Annotated in this window: 16 protein-coding genes; 6 read left to right on the top strand and 10 right to left on the bottom strand. The window is 52.1% G+C overall.

Going from position 1 to position 19,556, the window contains the following annotated elements; all coding sequences use genetic code 11:
* Positions 1 to 321: 321 nt before the first annotated feature.
* Genes ACMXYI_RS03430 through ACMXYI_RS03420 form a run of 3 tightly spaced genes read left to right on the top strand, consistent with a single transcriptional unit; the run spans position 322 to position 6,378 of the window.
* Complete coding sequence (locus ACMXYI_RS03430; protein WP_415771674.1) at positions 322 to 3,087, top strand: class I SAM-dependent DNA methyltransferase; 2,766 nt, start codon at positions 322 to 324, stop codon at positions 3,085 to 3,087.
* Positions 3,084 to 5,204 carry a DEAD/DEAH box helicase gene (locus ACMXYI_RS03425; RefSeq protein WP_415771673.1) on the top strand — a complete coding sequence of 707 codons (2,121 nt, stop codon included), beginning with the start codon at positions 3,084 to 3,086 and terminating at the stop codon, positions 5,202 to 5,204. The genes ACMXYI_RS03430 and ACMXYI_RS03425 overlap by 4 nt, the downstream gene beginning before the upstream one ends.
* Positions 5,197 to 6,378: a GIY-YIG nuclease family protein gene (locus ACMXYI_RS03420; RefSeq protein ID WP_415771672.1), complete on the top strand. Its 1,182-nt coding sequence runs from the start codon at positions 5,197 to 5,199 to the stop codon at positions 6,376 to 6,378. The genes ACMXYI_RS03425 and ACMXYI_RS03420 overlap by 8 nt, the downstream gene beginning before the upstream one ends.
* Positions 6,379 to 7,167: 789 nt before the next feature.
* On the opposite strand, the gene tnpC is transcribed toward ACMXYI_RS03420, so the two are convergent.
* The 7 genes from tnpC to ACMXYI_RS03385 all read right to left on the bottom strand — a co-directional run bounded on the left by tnpC (position 7,168) and on the right by ACMXYI_RS03385 (position 14,960).
* Positions 7,168 to 8,772: an IS66 family transposase gene (tnpC, locus tag ACMXYI_RS03415; protein ID WP_415769331.1), complete on the bottom strand. Its 1,605-nt coding sequence runs from the start codon at positions 8,770 to 8,772 to the stop codon at positions 7,168 to 7,170.
* Between the two features lie 61 nt (positions 8,773 to 8,833).
* Positions 8,834 to 9,169 (bottom strand): IS66 family insertion sequence element accessory protein TnpB, encoded by a 336-nt coding sequence (gene tnpB, locus ACMXYI_RS03410; RefSeq protein WP_140682487.1) that lies wholly within the window; start codon positions 9,167 to 9,169, stop codon positions 8,834 to 8,836.
* Positions 9,166 to 9,483 carry an IS66-like element accessory protein TnpA gene (gene tnpA, locus ACMXYI_RS03405; protein WP_140682490.1) on the bottom strand — a complete coding sequence of 106 codons (318 nt, stop codon included), beginning with the start codon at positions 9,481 to 9,483 and terminating at the stop codon, positions 9,166 to 9,168. The genes tnpB and tnpA overlap by 4 nt, the downstream gene beginning before the upstream one ends.
* Positions 9,484 to 9,578: 95 nt before the next feature.
* Complete coding sequence (locus ACMXYI_RS03400; RefSeq protein WP_415771671.1) at positions 9,579 to 10,082, bottom strand: hypothetical protein; 504 nt, start codon at positions 10,080 to 10,082, stop codon at positions 9,579 to 9,581.
* Positions 10,079 to 13,069 carry an HsdM family class I SAM-dependent methyltransferase gene (locus ACMXYI_RS03395; RefSeq protein ID WP_415771669.1) on the bottom strand — a complete coding sequence of 997 codons (2,991 nt, stop codon included), beginning with the start codon at positions 13,067 to 13,069 and terminating at the stop codon, positions 10,079 to 10,081. The genes ACMXYI_RS03400 and ACMXYI_RS03395 overlap by 4 nt, the downstream gene beginning before the upstream one ends.
* A gap of 707 nt (positions 13,070 to 13,776) precedes the next feature.
* Positions 13,777 to 14,553, bottom strand: coding sequence for a hypothetical protein (locus tag ACMXYI_RS03390; RefSeq protein WP_415771668.1), 777 nt, complete (start codon positions 14,551 to 14,553; stop codon positions 13,777 to 13,779).
* A 47-nt stretch (positions 14,554 to 14,600) separates the two neighbouring features.
* Complete coding sequence (locus ACMXYI_RS03385; protein ID WP_415771667.1) at positions 14,601 to 14,960, bottom strand: hypothetical protein; 360 nt, start codon at positions 14,958 to 14,960, stop codon at positions 14,601 to 14,603.
* A 125-nt stretch (positions 14,961 to 15,085) separates the two neighbouring features.
* Between ACMXYI_RS03385 and ACMXYI_RS03380 the strand changes: the two genes are divergently transcribed.
* Complete coding sequence (locus ACMXYI_RS03380) at positions 15,086 to 15,331, top strand: helix-turn-helix domain-containing protein (RefSeq protein WP_083221202.1); 246 nt, start codon at positions 15,086 to 15,088, stop codon at positions 15,329 to 15,331.
* Positions 15,332 to 15,503: 172 nt separating this feature from the next.
* On the opposite strand, the gene ACMXYI_RS03375 is transcribed toward ACMXYI_RS03380, so the two are convergent.
* Complete coding sequence (locus ACMXYI_RS03375; RefSeq protein WP_415771665.1) at positions 15,504 to 16,472, bottom strand: DUF932 domain-containing protein; 969 nt, start codon at positions 16,470 to 16,472, stop codon at positions 15,504 to 15,506.
* Between the two features lie 77 nt (positions 16,473 to 16,549).
* Positions 16,550 to 16,927 carry a hypothetical protein gene (locus tag ACMXYI_RS03370; protein ID WP_415771663.1) on the bottom strand — a complete coding sequence of 126 codons (378 nt, stop codon included), beginning with the start codon at positions 16,925 to 16,927 and terminating at the stop codon, positions 16,550 to 16,552.
* A 329-nt stretch (positions 16,928 to 17,256) separates the two neighbouring features.
* On the opposite strand from ACMXYI_RS03370, the gene ACMXYI_RS03365 reads away from it, so the two are divergent.
* Both ACMXYI_RS03365 and ACMXYI_RS03360 read left to right on the top strand, forming a co-directional pair.
* Positions 17,257 to 17,496 (top strand): helix-turn-helix transcriptional regulator, encoded by a 240-nt coding sequence (locus ACMXYI_RS03365; protein ID WP_415771661.1) that lies wholly within the window; start codon positions 17,257 to 17,259, stop codon positions 17,494 to 17,496.
* Between the two features lie 313 nt (positions 17,497 to 17,809).
* The gene (locus ACMXYI_RS03360; RefSeq protein ID WP_415771659.1) at positions 17,810 to 18,895 is read left to right on the top strand and encodes a YagK/YfjJ domain-containing protein; all 1,086 of its coding nucleotides are present in this window, start codon (positions 17,810 to 17,812) and stop codon (positions 18,893 to 18,895) included.
* A 1-nt stretch (position 18,896) separates the two neighbouring features.
* Here ACMXYI_RS03360 and ACMXYI_RS03355 read toward each other — a convergent pair whose 3' ends face one another.
* Positions 18,897 to 19,553 carry a hypothetical protein gene (locus ACMXYI_RS03355; protein ID WP_415771657.1) on the bottom strand — a complete coding sequence of 219 codons (657 nt, stop codon included), beginning with the start codon at positions 19,551 to 19,553 and terminating at the stop codon, positions 18,897 to 18,899.
* Positions 19,554 to 19,556: the final 3 nt, after the last annotated feature.

Genomic DNA, 19,556 nt, shown 5'->3' with positions numbered 1-19,556 from the left:
ATGATTTGAGCCGATGGTTCGTGCGACCTACGGTTATTTACCACAAGGAAGAACCTTCCTTTACAATCCGTGCCGCCGTGTAGGGGTTGAAAATGACTCTGGATATCGATTTTTCTTCTGACGCCGCTGGTAGCGCCCCCCTGCATTGAACCGATGCGTTTTGTCCCAGTTGCGATGCGGTAATCGCCCGTGTCAATAGCTTTGGCTGATTCCGTCGCACGCTACGCCACCTCGTTCGAGGTTGTCGGACTAGCCAAACCATCAACATTAACGGCTGAAGTCGCCCCACTCGCTTATGGGTGATTTGGACACTGGTAAAATATGAATGCTGTAGAAATTGAGTCCGCAATCTCGGAGTTGGCCCTTTATCCCTTTGACAAGGCGGAATTCCCATTCGCCTTTTTAGCCGCTTTCGGCAGCAAGGACACGGCCCTTAAACGCTTGCGAGCAGGCAACAACAATGCATCGGATATACCCGGTGCCGTGCTGCTGCGAAACAACATTCATATCGCCGCATGCGACGCTGACACTGTGGCAGATACCCTCAAGGCGTTGCGCGCCAGCCCGACCACCACAAAAGCGAAAGCTAAGTTCATACTCGCCACAGATGGTCAAACCCTTGAGGCCGAAGAGCTTTCCAGCGGAGAAACCATCACCTGCGCCTATTCGGATTTTCCGAATCACTTCGGTTTCCTCTTGCCTTTGGCCGGAATCTCCACCATCAAGGAGATCAAGGACAATCCCATCGATGTGCGCGCAACGAGCCGCCTGAACAAGTTGTACGTCGAACTTCTAAATGAGAATCCTGACTGGGCGACCGCCGAGCGACGTCATGACATGAACCACTTCATGGCGCGGCTAATCTTCTCGTTTTTCGCCGAAGACACCGACATTTTTAACGGCGAAGGTCTGTTTACCCAGACCATAGAACAGATGAGCGAGCGCGACGGCTCCAACACTCACCAGGTGTTGTCCGAGATTTTCCGCTCCATGAATATCAATCTGACCGACCGTGCTGGTGCTCAGCCTCGGCTGCCAAAATGGGTTAGCGGCTTTCCTTACGTAAACGGGGGCTTGTTCTCTGGCAGCACCGAGGTGCCGCGCTTTACCCGCATGGCGCGCACCTACCTGCTACATGCCGGTAATCTCAACTGGCAACAGATCAATCCGGATATCTTCGGCAGCATGATCCAGGCTGTTGCAGATGACGACGAACGCGGCTCCTTGGGTATGCACTACACCAGTGTGCCCAATATCTTAAAGGTGTTGAATCCTCTGTTTTTGGACGACCTTCGCGCGCAGTTGGACGCTGCTGAAGACAACAAAGCCAAACTGTTGAACCTACGTAAGCGCATGGCCCGTATCCGCGTGTTTGATCCGGCTTGTGGATCTGGCAACTTCCTAGTCATTGCTTACAAGCAGATGCGTGAGATCGAAGCAGAAATCAATCTTCGCCGGGGCGAACCACATCTTGGCAGCGAGATACCGCTCACTAATTTCAGGGGCATCGAGTTGCGCGACTTTCCGGCCGAGATCGCTCGCCTCGCGCTGATTATTGCCGAGTTCCAGTGCGATGTTCTGTATCGCGGACAAAAGGATGCGTTAGCGGAGTTTTTGCCACTGGATGCGCAGAACTGGATCATCTGTGGCAATGCGCTGCGGCTCGATTGGCTAAGTATCTGCCCCCCGGCGGGGACAGGTGTAAAGGTGATAGCAGATGACTTATTCGGAACACCGCTCAATCAGACGGAAATCGATTTTCAGAACGAAGGTGGCGAAACGTACATCTGCGGTAACCCTCCATATGTGGGAGATAAGTTCCAGAGCGATGATCAGAAGGCCGATCTGAAAAATGTGCTAGCTAAAGGCAGTAGTCACAAAGCAATGGACTACATCGCGGGTTGGCTCTGGAAAGCGTCCGAATACATTGCTAGAGAGGGATCATTTGCATTTGTCTCTACAAATTCAATTTGCCAAGGTGTTCAGGTTCCTATCATCTGGCCGCCAATTTTTTCCAGAGATCAAGAGATTTTCTTTGCTCATAAAGACTTTTACTGGTCGAACAATGCAACCCATAACGCAAATGTGATTTGTATCGTTGTTGGCGTATCAAAGCGGAGCAGCAGGCCCAAGCACATTTACGGGGGGGGGCAGCGTCAAACAGTCGAAGGGATCAACGCCTATCTGGTCGGCGGTCCTAACGTCATCATCGACAAACATCCGACCGCTATCTCGGCCATCCCACCGATGGTTGCTGGTAACATTCCTCGCGATAAAGGCAACTTTATGTTGACTTTCGATGAGAGAGATCGCCTTTTAAAAAACCATCCTGAAGCATCTGTACTTGTTAGAAAGATTATGGGCTCAATGGAGTTCATCAACGGAATTGAGAGGTCTTGTCTTTGGATTGAGGATGTCCATGCTGAACTTGCCCAGTCAATTCCATTTGTTAAGAGCCGCCTTGATGCAATAGTTCAGTACCGCAAGTCCGGCAGCGAGCGAGGAAAACTGGGTGTTGATACGCCTCACAGATTTGAGCGAACGATCACGGGGCAGAAAACTCAAATCATCGTTCCGCGAGTCTCCTCAGAAAGACGGGACTTCATACCTGTTGGCCTACTGAAGAGCGACATTGTCATTTCAGATGCCGCTCAGGCTATCTACGACGCCCCTCTGTTCGTGTTTTCGATCATTTGCTCACGATTACATTTATCGTGGGTAGCCCTCACCGCCGGAAGGATGAAATCTGACTTTCGCTACTCGGCCGGGATTTGCTACAACGGCTTTCCTGTGCCGCTGCTCACAGAACAGAACAAGGCCGACTTGACTCGTTGCTCCGAAGACATCTTGCTAGCCCGAGAAGTGCATTATCCCGCCACCATCGCCGATCTGTACGCCCCGGACGCAATGCCTGATAACTTGCGCCGAGCTCATGAGCGCAACGACGAAGTCCTCGAGCGCATCTACATCGGACGCCGCTTCAAGAACGACACCGAACGGTTGGAAAAACTGTTTGACCTCTACACCAAGATGACGGCAGGTGTAGGCAAGACCGCACCCAAAGCTAAAAGGGAAGTGAAAGCGTGACGGAACTAGCCAGCAATCCAACTAACTCCTACACCGTGCCGTCGGTGTCCATCAGCACAGCGCGCACGGGGGCATCTAGTAAAGCCAACGAACTGGGCATGCGCGCCATGCAGGAGCGAGCCTATACCAAGCGTGGCGAACAGTACTTACTGATCAAGTCGCCACCGGCCTCGGGCAAGTCCCGCGCGCTGATGTTTATTGCACTGGACAAGCTCCATAATCAGGGTTTGCAGCAGGCCATTGTCGTGGTGCCAGAGCGCTCCATTGGTGGCAGCTTTGCCGATGAACCGCTCAGCAGGGGGGGCTTTTACTGGGATTGGAAGGTGGCTCCGCAATGGAACCTTTGCAATGCGCCTGGCATCGACGAGCTTCGTGTGGCTAAGTCCAAGGTGGATGCAGTGCGCAAGTTTTTGGAAAGTACTGATAAGGCTTTGGTTTGTACCCATGCCACCTTCCGCTTTGCGGTGGAGGAGTTGGGGATCGAAGCCTTCGACAACCGTCTGATCGCTATAGATGAGTTCCATCACGTTTCTGCCAACCCAGACAACAAGCTGGGCGGCCAACTGAGCGCGTTCATCGAACGCGATAAAGTACATCTTGTAGCCATGACGGGCTCTTATTTTCGTGGCGACAGCGAGGCTGTACTTGCTCCGGCGGAAGAGGCCAAATTTGAGACGATCACTTATACCTATTACGAGCAGCTCAACGGATACCGTTGGCTCAAGTCTCTAGACATCGGTTACTTCTTTTACACCGGCAAGTATGTGGATGCTATCGCCAAGGTGCTGGATCCGGCGCTGAAAACCATTATTCATATCCCCAATGTGAATGCCCGCGAGAGCCTCAAAGACAAGGAGCGCGAGGTCAACGAAATAATGAGCTCGCTGGGGGATTGGCAGGGCGTCGATCCGGCTACCGGCTTTCACCTGATCAAGGCTAAGGACGGTCGCACGCTGAAACTAGCCGACTTGGTGGATGACAGCGACGCGGCCAGACGCTCCAAAGTGCTCGCCGCGCTGAAAGACCCAGCGCAGAAGGATAATCGCGACAACGTGGACGTGATCATCGCACTGGGCATGGCGAAGGAAGGCTTTGACTGGATCTGGTGCGAACATGCGCTAACTATTGGCTACCGTTCGAGCCTGACCGAAATTGTGCAGATCATCGGCCGTGCAACCCGCGATGCTGAGGGTAAGGAGCGTTCACGCTTCACGAACCTAATCGCAGAACCCACAGCCGATCAAGCCGCTGTTGCTGAGGCAGTTAACGATATGCTCAAGGCCATTTCCGCCAGTTTACTGATGGAACAGGTGCTGGCTCCCCGATATGAGTTCACCCCAAAAGATACAGGGCCAAAAGAGGGCTTCAATTATGGCGTCGATGGGTACCAGCCAGGCGGCACTAACCTGGGCGTAAATGAAACCACAGGCCAATTTCATGTCGAAATCAACGGCCTGACCACGCCGCAAAGCGCAGAAGCTACGCGCATTTGCAAAGAAGATTTAAATGAAGTGGTGACCAACTTCTTGCAGGACAAAACCGTGTTAGAGCGCGGCTTGTTCGACAAGGAAAACACCCTGCCCGAAGAGCTGACCCAACTGCGCATGGGCAAGATCGTGCGCGAGCGTTACCCAGACTTGAGCGAAGTCGATCAGGAAGCCATCCGCCAGCACGCCATCGCTGCCATGAACATTACCCAGCAGGCCAAGTTGGTGTTGGGGCAGGCCGATGCAAACGGTGGTGACACCGTGCAAGGAAGTACAGCGTTGCTGGATGGCGTGCGCAAGTTCGTTAATGTGCGCGAACTGGACATTGACCTGATCGACCGTATCAATCCCTTCGATGCCGCTTATGCGGTGCTGGCGAAAGCGATGGATGAGAAATCATTACGCCAGGTGCAGGCCAGCATTGCCGCCAAGAAGTTGAGTATTCCCGAAGACGAAGCCCGCGAGCTGGCAAGGCGGGCCTTGCAGTTCAAGAATGAACGTGGTCGCCTGCCAGACATCAATTCTGCCGATTCGTGGGAAAAGCGTATGGCTGAAGGAGTGGCTGTGCTAGCGCGTTACCGTGCGCAGGCCAAGGCAGCGCAGGCTCTTAGAGAATCCGACAATGGCTGATATGAACGATGACGAACTGCTGGACGCGCTTGGCATAGAAGTCACTCCGCTCAAGGCAGCAAACCGAACCCCGCGTGAAGAACGTATCATCGCCGGCTTCGAGGAAATCCTGAGCTTTTATCAGATCCACGGCCGCACACCACTGCATGGTGAAGAACGCGACATCTTCGAGCGTTTGTATGCTGTGCGCCTGGATCAGTTACGGAAGTTGCCGGAAGCGCAGACCCTGCTGGCTGAGTTGGATGGCCCCGGCCTGCTGTCTGGTGCCTTAGTGGCTTCGGTAGATGTGGATGAGCTGGATGAAGACGCATTGCTGGCCGAGCTGGGTATCGGCGGTGAATCCGCCGACCAGGACGACATCACGGTGCTGCGCCACGTACGTTCGAGCACTGAAAAACGTGCAGCGGAGGAAATCGCCGACCGTGCTCCCTGCGCGGATTTTGACAAGTTCCAACCGTTATTTGAGCTGGCTGAGAGGGATCTGAAATCTGGCGTCCGCAAAACCCTACGTTTTGGACGCGATACCAGCGTTGAAACCGGAAACTACTTCATCGTAGGTGGGCAGCTAGCGTATGTGGCCGAAATTGGAGAAACCATCAAGGCTCCAAATGGCGAAAGCGATGCACGCTTGCGCGTCATCTACGCTAACGGCACGGAAAGCAACTTGCTGCGCCGCTCGCTACAACGGGCTCTTTACAAGGACGACACCGGTCGCCGACTGACCGACCCGGACATGGGGCCGTTGTTTGGCGATGCTCAAGAGTCTGACGACATTGAGAGCGGGACTATCTATGTACTGCGGAGCTTGTCTAGCCACCCATTCGTAGCCGAGCACCGCGAGCTGATCCACAAGATCGGCGTGACAGGCGGCAAGATAGAAGCCCGCATCGCAGGTGCGGAAAAAGACGCCACCTATATGCTGGCCGGCGTGGAGGTGGTCGCCGCCTACACGCTGCACAACCTGAATCGGACTAGGTTAGAGAATATTTTCCACCGCTTATTTGGTGCAGTACAGCTTGATCTGACCATCGAAGACCGCTTCGGAAATCCGGTCAAACCGAGAGAGTGGTTCCTAGTACCGCTCCATGTGATTGACGAAGCGGTTGAGCGGATTCGAAATGGATCTATTACCGAAGTGATCTACGATCCACAAACTGCTCGCCTGGTCAGCTAGGGGAGATGTAGAGGCATAAGGTGTGTAAAAGCCCCTATGTCTCTACACGAGAGTTCGGTCGTCAGGCGCAAAGTGCAAGTTGGATTTACGACGTTTACGGGGTAGACAACTCTGGAGTGTGTAGGTCCCAGATGTGCCACACACGTATGGCTCCAGGCTTATCGCCATTTTTGTAAAGCCAAGTCCGATCATGAGAGCTGACACCAGTAATTGGGGCGTACTCAGGGCGAGATTCGAGATGCGCGCCGCTCCCTGGAACGCTCAAGAGGCCAGTTTCTACCGCTAGCTGGTCTTCCAAGCAACTGGCGGCCCGATGCTTGTTTTTTTGGTATGCCAGCATAATTCCGGCGTAAGCGTTCAGCGATCACACCTTCCCATTGCAACTGCTGGCGCCGTTGATCGATCCCGCTATCATGCAGGGCGTAGATCACGAATGTAGATAACGCTATGCCAAGATTGTCATTCGCCGTCAGAATTTTGTTCGCATGCTGCCTTTTCATCGCAACCGCTAATCACATCCGTGCAGACGTTTCGCATGGATTGCTCTGGGACTACGGATACGGGCCTAGCACTTACTTGGCTAGCCGTATTTTCTGGGGGGCGCTTACGTTTTTTGACCCGCTTGCAGCACTGCTACTTTTCATCAAACCAAGAGCCGGAATCGTGCTTACGGTAGCGATTATTTTGGTCGACGTAACTCATAACACTTTTTACGTCGCATTGAAGCAGCAGTGGCTGGAGCCGTTCTACCTGTCCCAGGTAGCTTTTCTTATCGTAGTATTCCTACTCTCACCCATCGCTTGGAATGGCCCTATTCGAGACGTAGCGCTCACCAATCCAGTCCGAGTGTGATTCGCTCCACTTATGAGGTAGAAGCTCTTCGATTTCACTCGCCCGCTGCGTCGGCAAGCGCGTCAGAACGTCTTTCAGATAAGCATACGGATCATGCCCGTTGAGCCGCGCCGATTGGATCAAACTCATGATCGCCGCCGCCCGTTTGCCACTGCGCAGCGAACCTGCGAACAACCAATTCGAGCGTCCAAGTGCCCACGGCCTTATCTGATTTTCGACCGCGTTGTTATCGATGGGTACAGCGCCGTCTTCGAGATATCGAGTCAGTGCCGTCCAGCGCTTAAGGCTGTAATCCAGAGCTTTGGCGATAGCCGACCCCTCGGGCACAAGGTCGCGCTGGGCCATCATCCAGGTATGCAGTGCGTCGATAACGGGCGCCGCTTTTTCCTGCCGTATTCGCCAGCGATCTTCAACGGTCATCTCCCGCGCTTGCCGTTCAATTTCGTACAACCCGCCAATTGAGTGCAGCGCCTGCTCGGCCAGTTGGCTTTTGTTCGTCGCGTGCAGATCGAAAAACTTGCGGCGGGCGTGGGCCATGCAGCCGATTTCAGTGATGCCTTGCTGGAAGCTTGCTTTGTAACCTGCGAAATCATCGCAAACCAGCTTGCCATTCCACTGGCCAAGAAAGTTGCGTGCATGTTCGCCCGCACGGCTTGGGCTGAAGTCGTAAAGCACAGCTTTGAGTGCCGAAAAAGGCGTGGTGCAGTAGGCCCAGACGTAAGCACGGTGGGTTTTCCTCTCGCCCGGTGCGAGCATCTGCACCGGCGTTTCGTCAGCGTGGATCACGCCTTGAGCAAGCACTGTTTCGCGCAGCGCATCGACCAAGGGCTGGAGCTGCACACCGGTTTGGCCAACCCATTGCGCCAGTGTCGAACGGGCGATAGCCAGGCCGGCGCGGCCAAAGATTTTCTCTTGCCGATACAGCGGCAAATGGTCGGCGAATTTGGCCACCATCACGTGAGCGAGCAGCCCTGCGGTCGGGATGCCCTTGTCGATTACCTGGGCCGGAACCGGTGCCTGAGTCAGCGTTTCGCACTCGCGGCAGACCCACTTCCCGCGCACATGTTGCTCAACGGTGAACACGCCCGGCGTGTAATCCAGCTTCTCGCTGACGTCCTCGCCGATGCGCTGGAGCTGGCAGCCGCAGGGGCACTGGGTATTGTTGGGTTCGTGATAAATCACAGTACGCGGAAACTGCGCGGGCAAGGAAACACGCTTGGGCTGCTTGCGTGGTTCGGCCGGCGCAGCCGGCGGATTCAACGCCTTCAGCTCGGCTTCGATGGCTGCGATGTCGGTGTCGAGCAGGTCGTCGAGCAGGCTGCCTTGAACAGGGCTCAATTGCTCACTGCGCTTGGCAAACTTGTTACGTTTGAACCAGGCGATTTCGTGAGTGAGTTGCTCAATGATGGTTTGGTCGCGATCGTTCTTTTTGCCCATCCTGTCGACTTGCTGCCCAAGAGAATCAACCTGGGACAGCAACTGCACCGCGAGGGCACGCAGTTGGTCGGGGGACATTTGGTCGAGGTTGGGTGAGGACGTCATGCCGCGAACTTTGCCAGAGCAGGCCGTTCGCGGCGATAGACTAATGGGCTAATGGCGGGTGTTAAAGCAGTGTGATTGCACCGCCAGCCCCAACGCGTTGCCAAGGTAGGCCGAGCACCAAGGCCTGAAGTTGCTCAGTATCCAGCTCCATCTCGCAGCCTTGTCGAATGCCTGGCCAGTGAAACTTGCCTTGATTCAACCTGCGAGCAGCCAGCCAGACGCCAATCCCGTCATGCACCAGCACTTTCATACGAGTAGCGCGGCGGTTCGCGAACAGATAAGCGCAGTGCGGCTTCGCCGCGCCGAACACCGCAATCACCCTGGCCAGCGCAGTTTCAGTGCCGGCACGCATATCCATGGGCTCGGTGGCGAGCCAGATGGCATCGACGCGAATCATTGCGCGAGTCCACGGACAAAGCGGGCGCAGCCTTCAGGATCGGAAGTTGGCCATTTCACTGTGATCGATTGCTCGCCAAGCGGCAGCTCAATAATCGCCAACGCTTCCGCCTGCCGTTTGGGCGTAGCTCTCAACGGAACGAAAGCCGGCAACGCCGCTGGCGGCTGGTCTCGGTAAAGTGGTAGCCACTTGCGGATAACGTTGGCGTTGATGCCGTGGCTGATGGCAACGCTGGATAGGGTTGCGCCCGGTTGCAGGCATTCCTGCACAACCTGGGCCTTGAAGGGTTTCGGGTAAGAGCTTCGTTGGCGCATGGAAATCCTGACGTAAGGGCTATCGCGTCCGCTTAAAAATACGCGGACACCATCGCCCTTAATGCTGGAGTTCGGAAGGTGTGTTCGCCGGCCCCTTACATTCCGGCTTGCATAGCCCATCCATAATCACCTACAACAAAGCGCGATAATCCCTCTGTTGTGTACTTAGTGATTGGTTTAGACATTGTGACTACCTTACTTTCGATAAAGACGCCTACTAGCCTTCTGGTATCCACCAGTGGGCTGTTGGCAAGTCTTATGATCAGGTCAGGTTGTTTGTTTAGTGCGACACCACTGAAATTGGGAAGACCCTCCCCACGACAGACGGTATGAAAGTAGTCGCTGGTAAAACCGTCGATAATAGGCTCGTCCGAAGCCAGCATCTGATCAAGCATGTTGCAGATTGCGTCGGTATAAACGTCCTCTTCTGGTGCCGCTGGACCCTTTTGCAATAGATGTGCGGATGGGTTTGCCTCAATCTCTTTCCACGCATGCTTGATAGCTTTTGCAACGACGCGGACGATATTGACCGGGAGTGGGACAGGAAATCCGGCTTTAGTCGTTACTAGGGGAATTGGGTTTCCTACGAGTGAACTCATACAGTGTCACCTCGACTTAGGACTGGGTGCCCCCTCTTAATGAGGTCAATGGCAAGGGTCCTAGCGGAGGTACGAGACCAATATCTACGCTGATTGAGTATCCCTACGTACAGAGAGTCGCCCTGCGGAAGTTGAGCCAGTGACGCGTCCAGAAGGTCCGCGCTCGCGATCATCGCCATCATGTCAGCGGCTCTCAGCGGGTGGGCATTGTGCTCGGGGCCAACACGAAGAAAGCGCCATGGGGAGAGTGCGCTTTGTGCATACACTTCGACTATGGATGGCGTCGGGCTCATATCGAACGGCGATAGCGCGGACGCAAGGGCCTCACGGTAAGCTTCTACGACTTTATTTTCGGCAGGCTTGGTAGCGTTAGTTTTTATCGTGGAGAAGGGAAGGCTCAGTGCCAAGCGATCCCTAATCAAATTCATGTCTGCGATGCGCAGACGGTAGAGCTTGCGAACGAACGCTTCAACTTGTTCCGTGGATGGGCTATCTCCATTAGCCAAACTCTGCTGAATGTCGCAGAGATCAGCTCTCTGATCAGTCGTAAGCTTTTCAAGCGGGCGAACTGGAAACAGCTCTGCCTCAGCCTTTTGTTGGGTTTCTCTCTCGCATCCAAAAAAACTGCTAGTCATCAATACGAAGTAGAGATAAAGCGGGCTATTGAATATGACTGTTATGTAGGTGGCGAGCAGTTCAGGCTCTGATGCACCTTTGCAGCTATATCCAATGTAAGAGCGGCTGTAAGCCACGTCGCTAAGTGCGAGCATAGCCATTGGACAATTTGCTTTCGAACTCGGGGATTGTCTAAGCAAAACTAGGGGAGCCTCATAGTTTTCCTTCCTTCGCAAACGATGTACTCGTTCCAGCGTGAAAGTCTCCAGGTCATTGACGGGCACAACGCTCCAGGTTGCTTTTTGCGCTACGGGCATGACCTTCATCCCTCGCAGAAAGTCAGCGTCAACGCCTAGTGTGTCCTTCTGAAGAGTCTGGTAGCCATGAGTCGCTGGTAGCTTCAGTTCTTCTATGTAGTTCCCTAGGCTCGGATAGGAAAGATCCCCGATGCGCTCAAGCAGCTCAACGTCGAGTGCATTGCCCTTTGCGAGTGTTTTGAATAGATGGGGGTTTCGCTCCACCATGCCAACATCGGATGTCCAGGCGTCTTTACTATCAATGCGAACACGGCCTTCGCGATTGAGGCTTAGGTCCCGCACTGGCGTCACAGCGAAAAATTCGCTGGTATCGTCTGATCGCTTGTTATGGGCTAGCAACAAGCAGAAGTGGGCGCTCATGTTTGGCCATACGGGTGTGTTACGCAGTTCCATTCCATTCAGTACATATTTCACTTCCACTCCTCGGAAGATCTGCGCCCGAGCGGCATGGCCGCTGGGAGACATCTTAGTCAGCAAGCGACCATGCAAAGCGAATGCTAAGACTGCACCGGGTTTGGCTAATCGTGTTGACGCCCAAAGAAATGGGAGATCGGGCACACCGTCAGGATTGGGGCTAGGCGGGAGTTCCCGTTTAGCCATGTGCTCAGCCACTAGTAAATTCATGGCCTTCAAGCGTTCAGTGTTTTGAACAGATGTCCATGGTGGGTTGCCGATCACCAAATCGAACTGGCCTTCGTAAGCATTAATCGCTTCCGAAGAAAGGCTTCCGAGTTTTATCTGTTTCTCCCCGTCTCGCCAATTTTCTGCGGGGATTAGGACTTGTCCTTGAAGGGGGGTAAACAATAGGTTTTTCAGTGTGCCGGCTTCGGAATCTAGCTCTAATGCAGTGAGATAGAGCGCCAGTGCAGAAAGCTGTCTCGCCGCTGGGTTGATATCCATCCCCACAATCTGATTATTCAGAATGCTGCGAATCACCTGAGTATTGGGCTTGATGCCAGTTGCTTGCCATCGAGCCTTAACTAGTCGTCGGAAAGCAGATAGCAAAAAGACTCCGCCTCCCGACGCCGGGTCCAAAATTCTTGCTTTGTGCGCTTCATTACCGAGCATCTTGAATGCGTGGTCGACCATATACTCCGAAAGGTGTCTGGGCGTGTAGTAAACGCTTTGGACTTTTGCCGAGTCAGGGTCAAACCGGTGGGCATACTCTTCATATACCTGGCTGAGTAGCCCTACGGGAAGGTAGGAAAAGTGCAGGTCTCCCCACGAAAACTGCGTCTGGTAGGCACCGTCCCCTAAGGGTTTGTCCTGTCGCATGATCGCAGTTAAGTCGTGAAGTGCCGAACCGCACTCACTGCTGTGAATTGCCTCGAAGTAAGAGAGTGAACCGTCATCAGGCAATTCAAGTAAATCGCCGTTGAATGTGGCATCTAACCACGCGCAAGTAGCGGCAGAGGCTTTCGGAGTAGTGAAGCACTCGGTGACTTCCTCCACGCCAGGTAATGGGTTTGTGGAGGGCACGATGCCTCGATCACCCAAAAAACGCATAAAAAGCGCACGACCGACCAAGGCAAGTGCCTCTTCCGGTGCCCTCATTCTTACTTTTATAAGGTGATCTGTTACGGAGTTGAGCAACGCGAGCATTAACTCATGCGCGCCGCAATCAATTTCCCGATTATTCCTGACAGGTATAGAGCCTGCGATCAAGCGGGCGAGTATTCCCGGCTCCAGCTCGTCGGTTTCAAGTACCGGAGGGCGACCTTCGCGGATGTTGGCTAAAGCATAAACCTGCACCGTGCCCGGTCTCACCACAGCCACATAGGGTGCATCCGCTCGCAGGCCAAGAAATCTCATCCCACTCTGAAGTTCTCGTTCGGAAATTCCGCGAGCTTCTTGATAGTCGACGATATAGATGAAGGGTTGCCCCTCATGCAGGACCACTGCTTCAGGTACTAACTGGCGGAGCTCCCCAGCGCGCACAAGGCCGACGAAGTCCAGATGCTCTGGAGACAAGGATGGAGATCGGAGGCCGATCACATTCTCGGCCGACAAGCTCAGCGCAGTGGCGACGCCTGTGGCAGTGAGAGATGCTTCCATGAAACTCGGCTCCAGTTTTAATGTTGATCCTAACCCATTGAATGTGGATGCAACAGGCAAAAGTAATAGTTATAATATAATTTATGTAGGGATAAAATACAAAGATTATTGCTCGAAAAAGAGCCTCCAAAGAAGAGCGGAAAAGTGAGTAGAGGTCAGCGGGATAGTGGCTTTAGACGGGCATTTGGCAATCGGTTGAAAAGACTGATTGATACCGAGCTGAAGGTGCCCGTAGCTGAGGTTGCGGCAGCGTTGGGGTATCAAGATCCTTCTACCTTGAGATCGGCGATGACGGGGCGCTGTGGGGTAGACTTGAATAGACTCGCTTTGCTGGCTTCATGGTCCAAAGCCCGGGGCACACCTGTGAATCTGCACTGGTTGTTAGCTGGCGAAGGTTTTGCCTTGGTAAAGTCTCAGCCTGAATATGGTGATAATTGGCTTACGCCAGAAATTCACCAAGCGCTGCTCGTAGTAACAAAAGCTCTTCCTGCCCTACCTGATCAGTGAATTTTACTGAGCAATATCAATCTTTGAAAACTAACTATTTGCTGGTCGGAAGCAAAAAAAACAATGGCTTCTCTAGAATAAATTGAAAGGTAGGCAACGGACCTCTATGATGCCTTTGCGCACGACTTTTGGTCGTTTTATTTTCTATTATTCCGCCAGCGTATGGAATAAATGTCTCCATACGCTTTTTCGACTAAGAATTACCGAATGCCTATAGGTTTATCTTCCTTGTCGTAGCAAATCGGGTATTCACAGTATCCGCCGGAGCGTTCCACATCATCCACTTTGACGCTAGGGAGGAATTGGACCAAATCAGCCATAGCAACTTTTTTCTTGTTTATATGGCAGTCGTCGTCCATTTGGGGATTGCACCATGCTTCTTTCACATCTACTTTCGACTTGAGTGTCGCAGCCGACTGCTTGGTACCTGAGTCCAAGGTATATGCCGCAAGATCGTCTTTCACGATGGACTCCAACTGACCATGATCTAATAGGAAGTCGGAGAGCAATCCACGAGCTTGGGCATAAGAGACATCCTTACCTTTTTGATATGGTCCACCATCCATGCGGTACGCGATAGGTAAGCCATCATTGCTCGGATAGATGTAGTAATGGCGAGATACCGTAAAACTCATGTCTTGGTCAATTAAACCGAATACACCATCAGCACCTTGCACAATACACTTGCCTCGACGGCATATCCCGCTGAGTTGGTTGTTGTAGGTGACGTTTTGTTGTTGGGTTGCATCGAATGCCCTGATCAACCGTGGCAATACTTTCCAGGTACACCGATAAAATTCAGCACCATATTGATTTTTCGCTTTGGCACAAGGGATTGCATAGGGCAGCCCCTCCATTGTTACCTCACTCGGAAACATTGGTGAGTAAGTATAACCATAGTCTACTGCTGCATTTGCTAATGTGCCAAATACAAGAAGCGGTAGTGCTACTACCAAATTGCGAATGAGTTGTGTCATGGGAAGTCCTTTTTAGGTGTGGGGCTGGCTTCGGGCTGTGGAAGAAATCAGTTAGGTTTGTAGTTGACTGTGATTTTTTTATTTACAAAGTCCTTTATTATTTCGTAATCAGGGTTATAGGTGGCCAGCTTATGAGCCGTGATCGTAGCTGCGGAGATAGCTAGTAGTGGTAGCGTTGATATGGATGCAACGGCTCCAAATACCCCTAGTACTCCGCCTTTGGCTACTACGCCTTTTAAGTCGCTACTGACGCGACATTTAAGTCCTAGGCTCTCTATCTTTTTCTCGACTTTCAGTACGCTCTTCGTAAATTGACCTCGTAAACCTACAATCACGAAAGATGCTTTGGCTCGTAGAAGAATATCTATTTCAGTTTCGTTAAGGCCATTAACTGTCTTGAGTGGCATGTTTAAAGTTCTCTTTGCTAAGCGTAGGAGGTGACTCTCACGCTGAAATAGCGTGATGCCATGCGTTTCTAAATAGGTCGTAAATACCGTGGCCGTTAAAGCATCATAGCGCGACGATTTCCGCCATGGCAAGAATCTCTGCAACTCACGATAAAGACGGCGACCTGGTACAGCTTGGTGCGGCGGTACGCGCACGAAGACTAGGGCATACGCTGTCGCAAGAAGCTTTGGCGGATGCTGCCGGGATCGACCGTTCTCACATGGGGAAAATAGAGCGAGGGGAGAGGAACGTTACCTTTTTGAATATCCTTCGGATCGCGACTGCTTTGCATTGCAAACCGTCAGATTTGCTCATCGACGCAGGCCTATGACCTTTCATCAATCAGCGGTTTGTTTGCGTAAGCCGTTCTTAATTCCTGGATCTGCCCATCCTTTGCATAGTTCAGTTGGGTAGGGACTGGCCGGATCTCAATGGTGTTCCCATCGGGCATAAAGCACCCAGCCAGTAGGCACTGGCTGGGCGGTGTTGGTGTGCGAAACGGTTCAGGCCGCGAGGCGCAGAGCCGCATCCAGTGCTCTCTGCTTAATGACTGCACCTTGTCCAAACCATGCCGAGTCCATCCGGTACTCAGAACTCCTTGCCCGCCGCTCGTGGTCGACATATTCGGTCACGGCGTTGAGCAGTCCCCATGCGGTACCTTTAGCAGACTGCAAGGTTGAGCCTCGGCCTTGTCCTTCATACAGGCTTTGTACTTTGCGTAGTGCTCGTTCGTTCGGTAGTACTTCAGGAATGGGGCTGTCAGCAGGGGTGTCGCACAGCACGCTGAGGAAGAAACTCATCGCTTCCGGCCACTGCACCCTGCGCTCTGCGAGCATGTGCATCCGATGCATGAATTCGTCCCAGTGCGATACCGCGATACCCAGCTGCTTCTTTACTGCATGTGGATCAAACCGAGTACTGTGCGGAACCTTGATAGCGCGGCTTGCCCCATCCAGGGCAATGGTCAGTGTGTTGTTGCAGACGACTCGAACGGTGGTGGGTGTGGCGGTGGTAGCTAACGTACCGTCGCACGAGGTTGCCAGTAGCAGATAACCATTCACTTCATCATTACCCGCCAACGCAGCGGTTTGCCCTGTCCGAGCCAGCGCCCAGAACTTACGGCCTCCTTTCAACACTCCCGCAGTTTCCAGTTCATACCCGGAGACCTCAGTGAGGTCGCGGTAAAATTCCAGCACATCGCGAGGCTGCACTACTTGGTAACGCTGTGAGACTACTGAAAGCGCTGCTTTGGTGTCAGAGCGGTAAAGAACCTTCTGTTCTGGGAATGTATAAATTGATCCCAGGTTACCTACCGTGTTGGCCTTGAAATGGACGGGGCTGTCTTCTATGCGCCAGTTCATACCGGCTTCTTTCTGCCAGACCTCAATAGGTTGTTTAGGTGAAAGCGCGGAGCCGAGGCCATGCCAAGGTGCCTGCCCGACATAGGCCATTTGTTCAACATAGTGAGCCATAGGTTTTTTCTCGTTCGATAGGCACACGGCAGCGCTGCTGAGGTATCAGCAGGGAGCGTGCAGAAGTGATTTAGTTGTCAGTCTTCTTGAGATGCTTCGAATGTGCGTTGAACTGGTAGGGGTGTTGTGGGTAAGTGCATGCGGAAAGAGCAATTACATTGGTTGCATTGGTAGGCGTCGAAGACATAGTGATCAATCACTGTTCCTATCTTCGCTCCTGCAATACATCCTGCTGCGCCACTTACAAATGCCGCTGTAATAGCTGAGGCTAACCGCCCGATTGTGGTGGTCAGCCCACCAGTTGGGCTACTGGTTATCAAGACGATGCTGGCGCCGATAGACGTGGCGGATAATCCTCTGAGCACACCGCTCACGCCGCCGATTGCGGCACCTGCTTTCTTGGCTATGGCCTGCTTCGCCACGGCTGATGAGCCGCAGCTTGGACATTTATTCATTTTTCAGCTTCCAGGTTGTTGAATATGTCAAAGACTATTGTTGCCTCCTGAGTGTCATGTATGACCAAAATTGTTTCGAGTTGAGTCATGACATCAGTAAAGAGAGCCAAAGTTAGTTCCCAGCGAAAGAGGGACCAACATTTCAGAGCGGGGAACCAACTTTCTGCACTGGCAGGTTGGCTTGTGCATGCGTCCGTCCGTCCGTGTCATGGTCGTCAGTTGGGAATTCTGGTTTATCCCCTGGGAATTTTTTACTGGGTGTTAAGTCGAGTGAGTACAGGCAGAAGATCTTTTACCGTTGGGTTTCATTACAACCCGAGGTATCTACCATGCAGCAAGCTTCGGCAGTGCATCCAAGTGTTATCAGGCTCAAACAGCTCTCAGTTAGGGTGGGGCTGTCGCGATCAACCATTTACGATCGTATCAATCCAAGATCTTCGCGATATGACGCAACGTTTCCTAGGCCTTTTAAATTGGGCAGCTTTGCTGTGGGATGGCTGGAGGAAGACGTAAATGCTTGGCTACATCGGTGCGCTAGCTCCTCCTGTGCTGGTGCTAATCCGAAATAGCCACAAGCACTAACTTTCACTTTTCAATTTGTAAATATTCCCGGCGCGCGTTGATATTGTCTACCCGATTCGTTGGGGTGACCGGAGGAAGCGGAGATCCTGAATATTGGTATCTATGTTATATCTAATATATATACCTAATATCTACATCTAATAACCATGTCCAATGCACATCATGCTAGATGCATTGGTCTGTAGGGGTTGTATGCTGCGATGAATAGAGCAGTAGCTATAGGTAGTTCCAGCATGTGTATTGTTAGTGAGTGCTCTACGTGAGTGATCAGTAGAGCGCTTACCCTTATAAGGTAAGTGTATGAAGTTCGATGATGGGTTAGAGTTCTATTTTGAGCATGAGTCGTACATGCACGCGGACATCAACGGCGAGACGGTTGAGCAATATACCGATCAAGCGCTATTGGCGAGTGATATTCGTTCAATTGTCGATGTAATGGCGCGCCTAAAGGCCTTTGAGAAAGGGTTGTTTCTTCCTCGTACAACAGCGATGTCTAAACAGAAGAAGGTCAGAACGCTGGAGCAGGACTGTCTATGCTTGCTAAAGGTGGATTTTGGGATGATCAAGGAGGTTTATCCCTGTCATGAGTTTAATCCGCTGCTGAGAGTCTTTATGAAGTACTTTGTTGGGGTGGATCTAAAATCGGATCTGTATAAGGTTGAGTTGCTTCGACCTGATGAGTTGTCCCTGCTCCATGACTTGACCGAAACGGTCAAACAGGAAATCCGAGGGGTGGAGTTCCAAAAGGTTTTGAAAGGGTTTAGCCGGCCTGCCAATAAGAATTATAAAAGTCTGATTGAGTATAATGAAGCGTTGTTCGTGCGTTATGCCAGGATGCTAGTGATTCGTGTCGATTTCACCTATAGGAGCCAGTACTGTGTTCCTCGCGGTGATACGGCCATCACTCATGCCGAAGCTAAAAGACATCGCAAAGCCTTGCTGAAGTATCTCAGGAGCCCTAAGTCACCAGGTGTCGTAGGGTATGCGTGGAAACTGGAGTATGGCCTTGATAAATCCTACCACTATCACTTTTTGTTGTATTTGAATGGGGCTGATCATCGGGAAGATATCGTCATTGCCAAGCTCCTGGGTGATTACTGGGTAGAGACGGTGACTGAAGGGAAAGGAATTTATTATAACTGCAACAAAAACAAAGCGGCGTTTGAAAAGAAAGGGATCTTAGGGGTTGGTATGATTAGCCATCATCAGACCGGTCTAAGGGCGGGGCTAAACCTTGTGGCGGCGTATCTGACCAAGCCGGATTACTTTATCCGGATGATCGCACCTGACGGAGGCAGGTGCTTCGGGAAGGGAGGGAAGGCATCTCCCAAGGAAACAAAACGAGGTAGGCCCAGAAAGCAGCCTGAGGCGTTACCAAGTGAATAGCCTATTTGTTACCCAGAAAGGCAGCCCGGCATGCGGAACCGTCTTTCTTCATCCACTCTGTCATGAGGTTGGCAAGGTGTGATGAGGTAAGATTCATGTTCGCACTTTTATTTAGTTTTACGGCTTCTTCGTAAATGCAGTTCGCAGCGTCTCGCTCTTTCTTCCAGCCCCCTTCCGGACGATGCGAACTGATTAAAGCCGCTATTTTATTCTGATTCTCTTGACTGTTCTTTGATCGCCCGCGAGCCCCTTCATTAATTCGGGGTTGGACCAGGCCACTTGCATATCCCTCGAAGTAGCTAGCGTGGCATATAAGTTTTGAAGCGCTGGCTATTAAATTTTGACGGTATTCGGCTTCGGACAACAGGAGATAGGTGAATGCGATTAAGGTGTTCTTTCGTTCATGGGTGATTTGCGAGGAAGACTCACTTATCACCCATTGCGAGGTTTTCTGGTCTTTGTGCTTTTCTCCAGTTTTTATTTGGGTTGTTATGATGTTTTTAATGTGGTCGTAATCGTCGTGAAGGTCGTATGTTATCAGATGTTTCAAGGACTCTTCTATTCGAAGTCTTTCGTTCTTCCAATTAGCGCGTAGCTCTTCTGTCAGACGCTCTAATTCATACATGGCTTGAGCTTGAGGTTGCGACGAATTAGTCATATC

The organism is Pseudomonas lyxosi (assembly GCF_047758685.1).
GTDB lineage: Bacteria > Pseudomonadota > Gammaproteobacteria > Pseudomonadales > Pseudomonadaceae > Aquipseudomonas > Aquipseudomonas lyxosi.
This window is presented reverse-complemented; position numbering and strand designations above follow the sequence as displayed.

Excerpts from the sequence above, each read along its gene's own strand:
- ACMXYI_RS03430 (WP_415771674.1), top strand. The coding sequence starts at position 322 with ATGAATGCTGTAGAAATTGAGTCCGCAATCTCGGAGTTGGCCCTTTAT.
- ACMXYI_RS03420 (WP_415771672.1), top strand. The coding sequence starts at position 5,197 with ATGGCTGATATGAACGATGACGAACTGCTGGACGCGCTTGGCATAGAA.
- tnpC (WP_415769331.1), bottom strand. The coding sequence starts at position 8,772 with ATGACGTCCTCACCCAACCTCGACCAAATGTCCCCCGACCAACTGCGT.
- tnpB (WP_140682487.1), bottom strand. The coding sequence starts at position 9,169 with ATGATTCGCGTCGATGCCATCTGGCTCGCCACCGAGCCCATGGATATG.
- tnpA (WP_140682490.1), bottom strand. The coding sequence starts at position 9,483 with ATGCGCCAACGAAGCTCTTACCCGAAACCCTTCAAGGCCCAGGTTGTG.
- ACMXYI_RS03400 (WP_415771671.1), bottom strand. The coding sequence starts at position 10,082 with ATGAGTTCACTCGTAGGAAACCCAATTCCCCTAGTAACGACTAAAGCC.
- ACMXYI_RS03395 (WP_415771669.1), bottom strand. The coding sequence starts at position 13,069 with ATGGAAGCATCTCTCACTGCCACAGGCGTCGCCACTGCGCTGAGCTTG.
- ACMXYI_RS03390 (WP_415771668.1), bottom strand. The coding sequence starts at position 14,553 with ATGACACAACTCATTCGCAATTTGGTAGTAGCACTACCGCTTCTTGTA.
- ACMXYI_RS03385 (WP_415771667.1), bottom strand. The coding sequence starts at position 14,960 with ATGCCACTCAAGACAGTTAATGGCCTTAACGAAACTGAAATAGATATT.
- ACMXYI_RS03380 (WP_083221202.1), top strand. The coding sequence starts at position 15,086 with ATGGCAAGAATCTCTGCAACTCACGATAAAGACGGCGACCTGGTACAG.
- ACMXYI_RS03375 (WP_415771665.1), bottom strand. The coding sequence starts at position 16,472 with ATGGCTCACTATGTTGAACAAATGGCCTATGTCGGGCAGGCACCTTGG.
- ACMXYI_RS03370 (WP_415771663.1), bottom strand. The coding sequence starts at position 16,927 with ATGAATAAATGTCCAAGCTGCGGCTCATCAGCCGTGGCGAAGCAGGCC.
- ACMXYI_RS03365 (WP_415771661.1), top strand. The coding sequence starts at position 17,257 with ATGCAGCAAGCTTCGGCAGTGCATCCAAGTGTTATCAGGCTCAAACAG.
- ACMXYI_RS03360 (WP_415771659.1), top strand. The coding sequence starts at position 17,810 with ATGAAGTTCGATGATGGGTTAGAGTTCTATTTTGAGCATGAGTCGTAC.
- ACMXYI_RS03355 (WP_415771657.1), bottom strand. The coding sequence starts at position 19,553 with ATGACTAATTCGTCGCAACCTCAAGCTCAAGCCATGTATGAATTAGAG.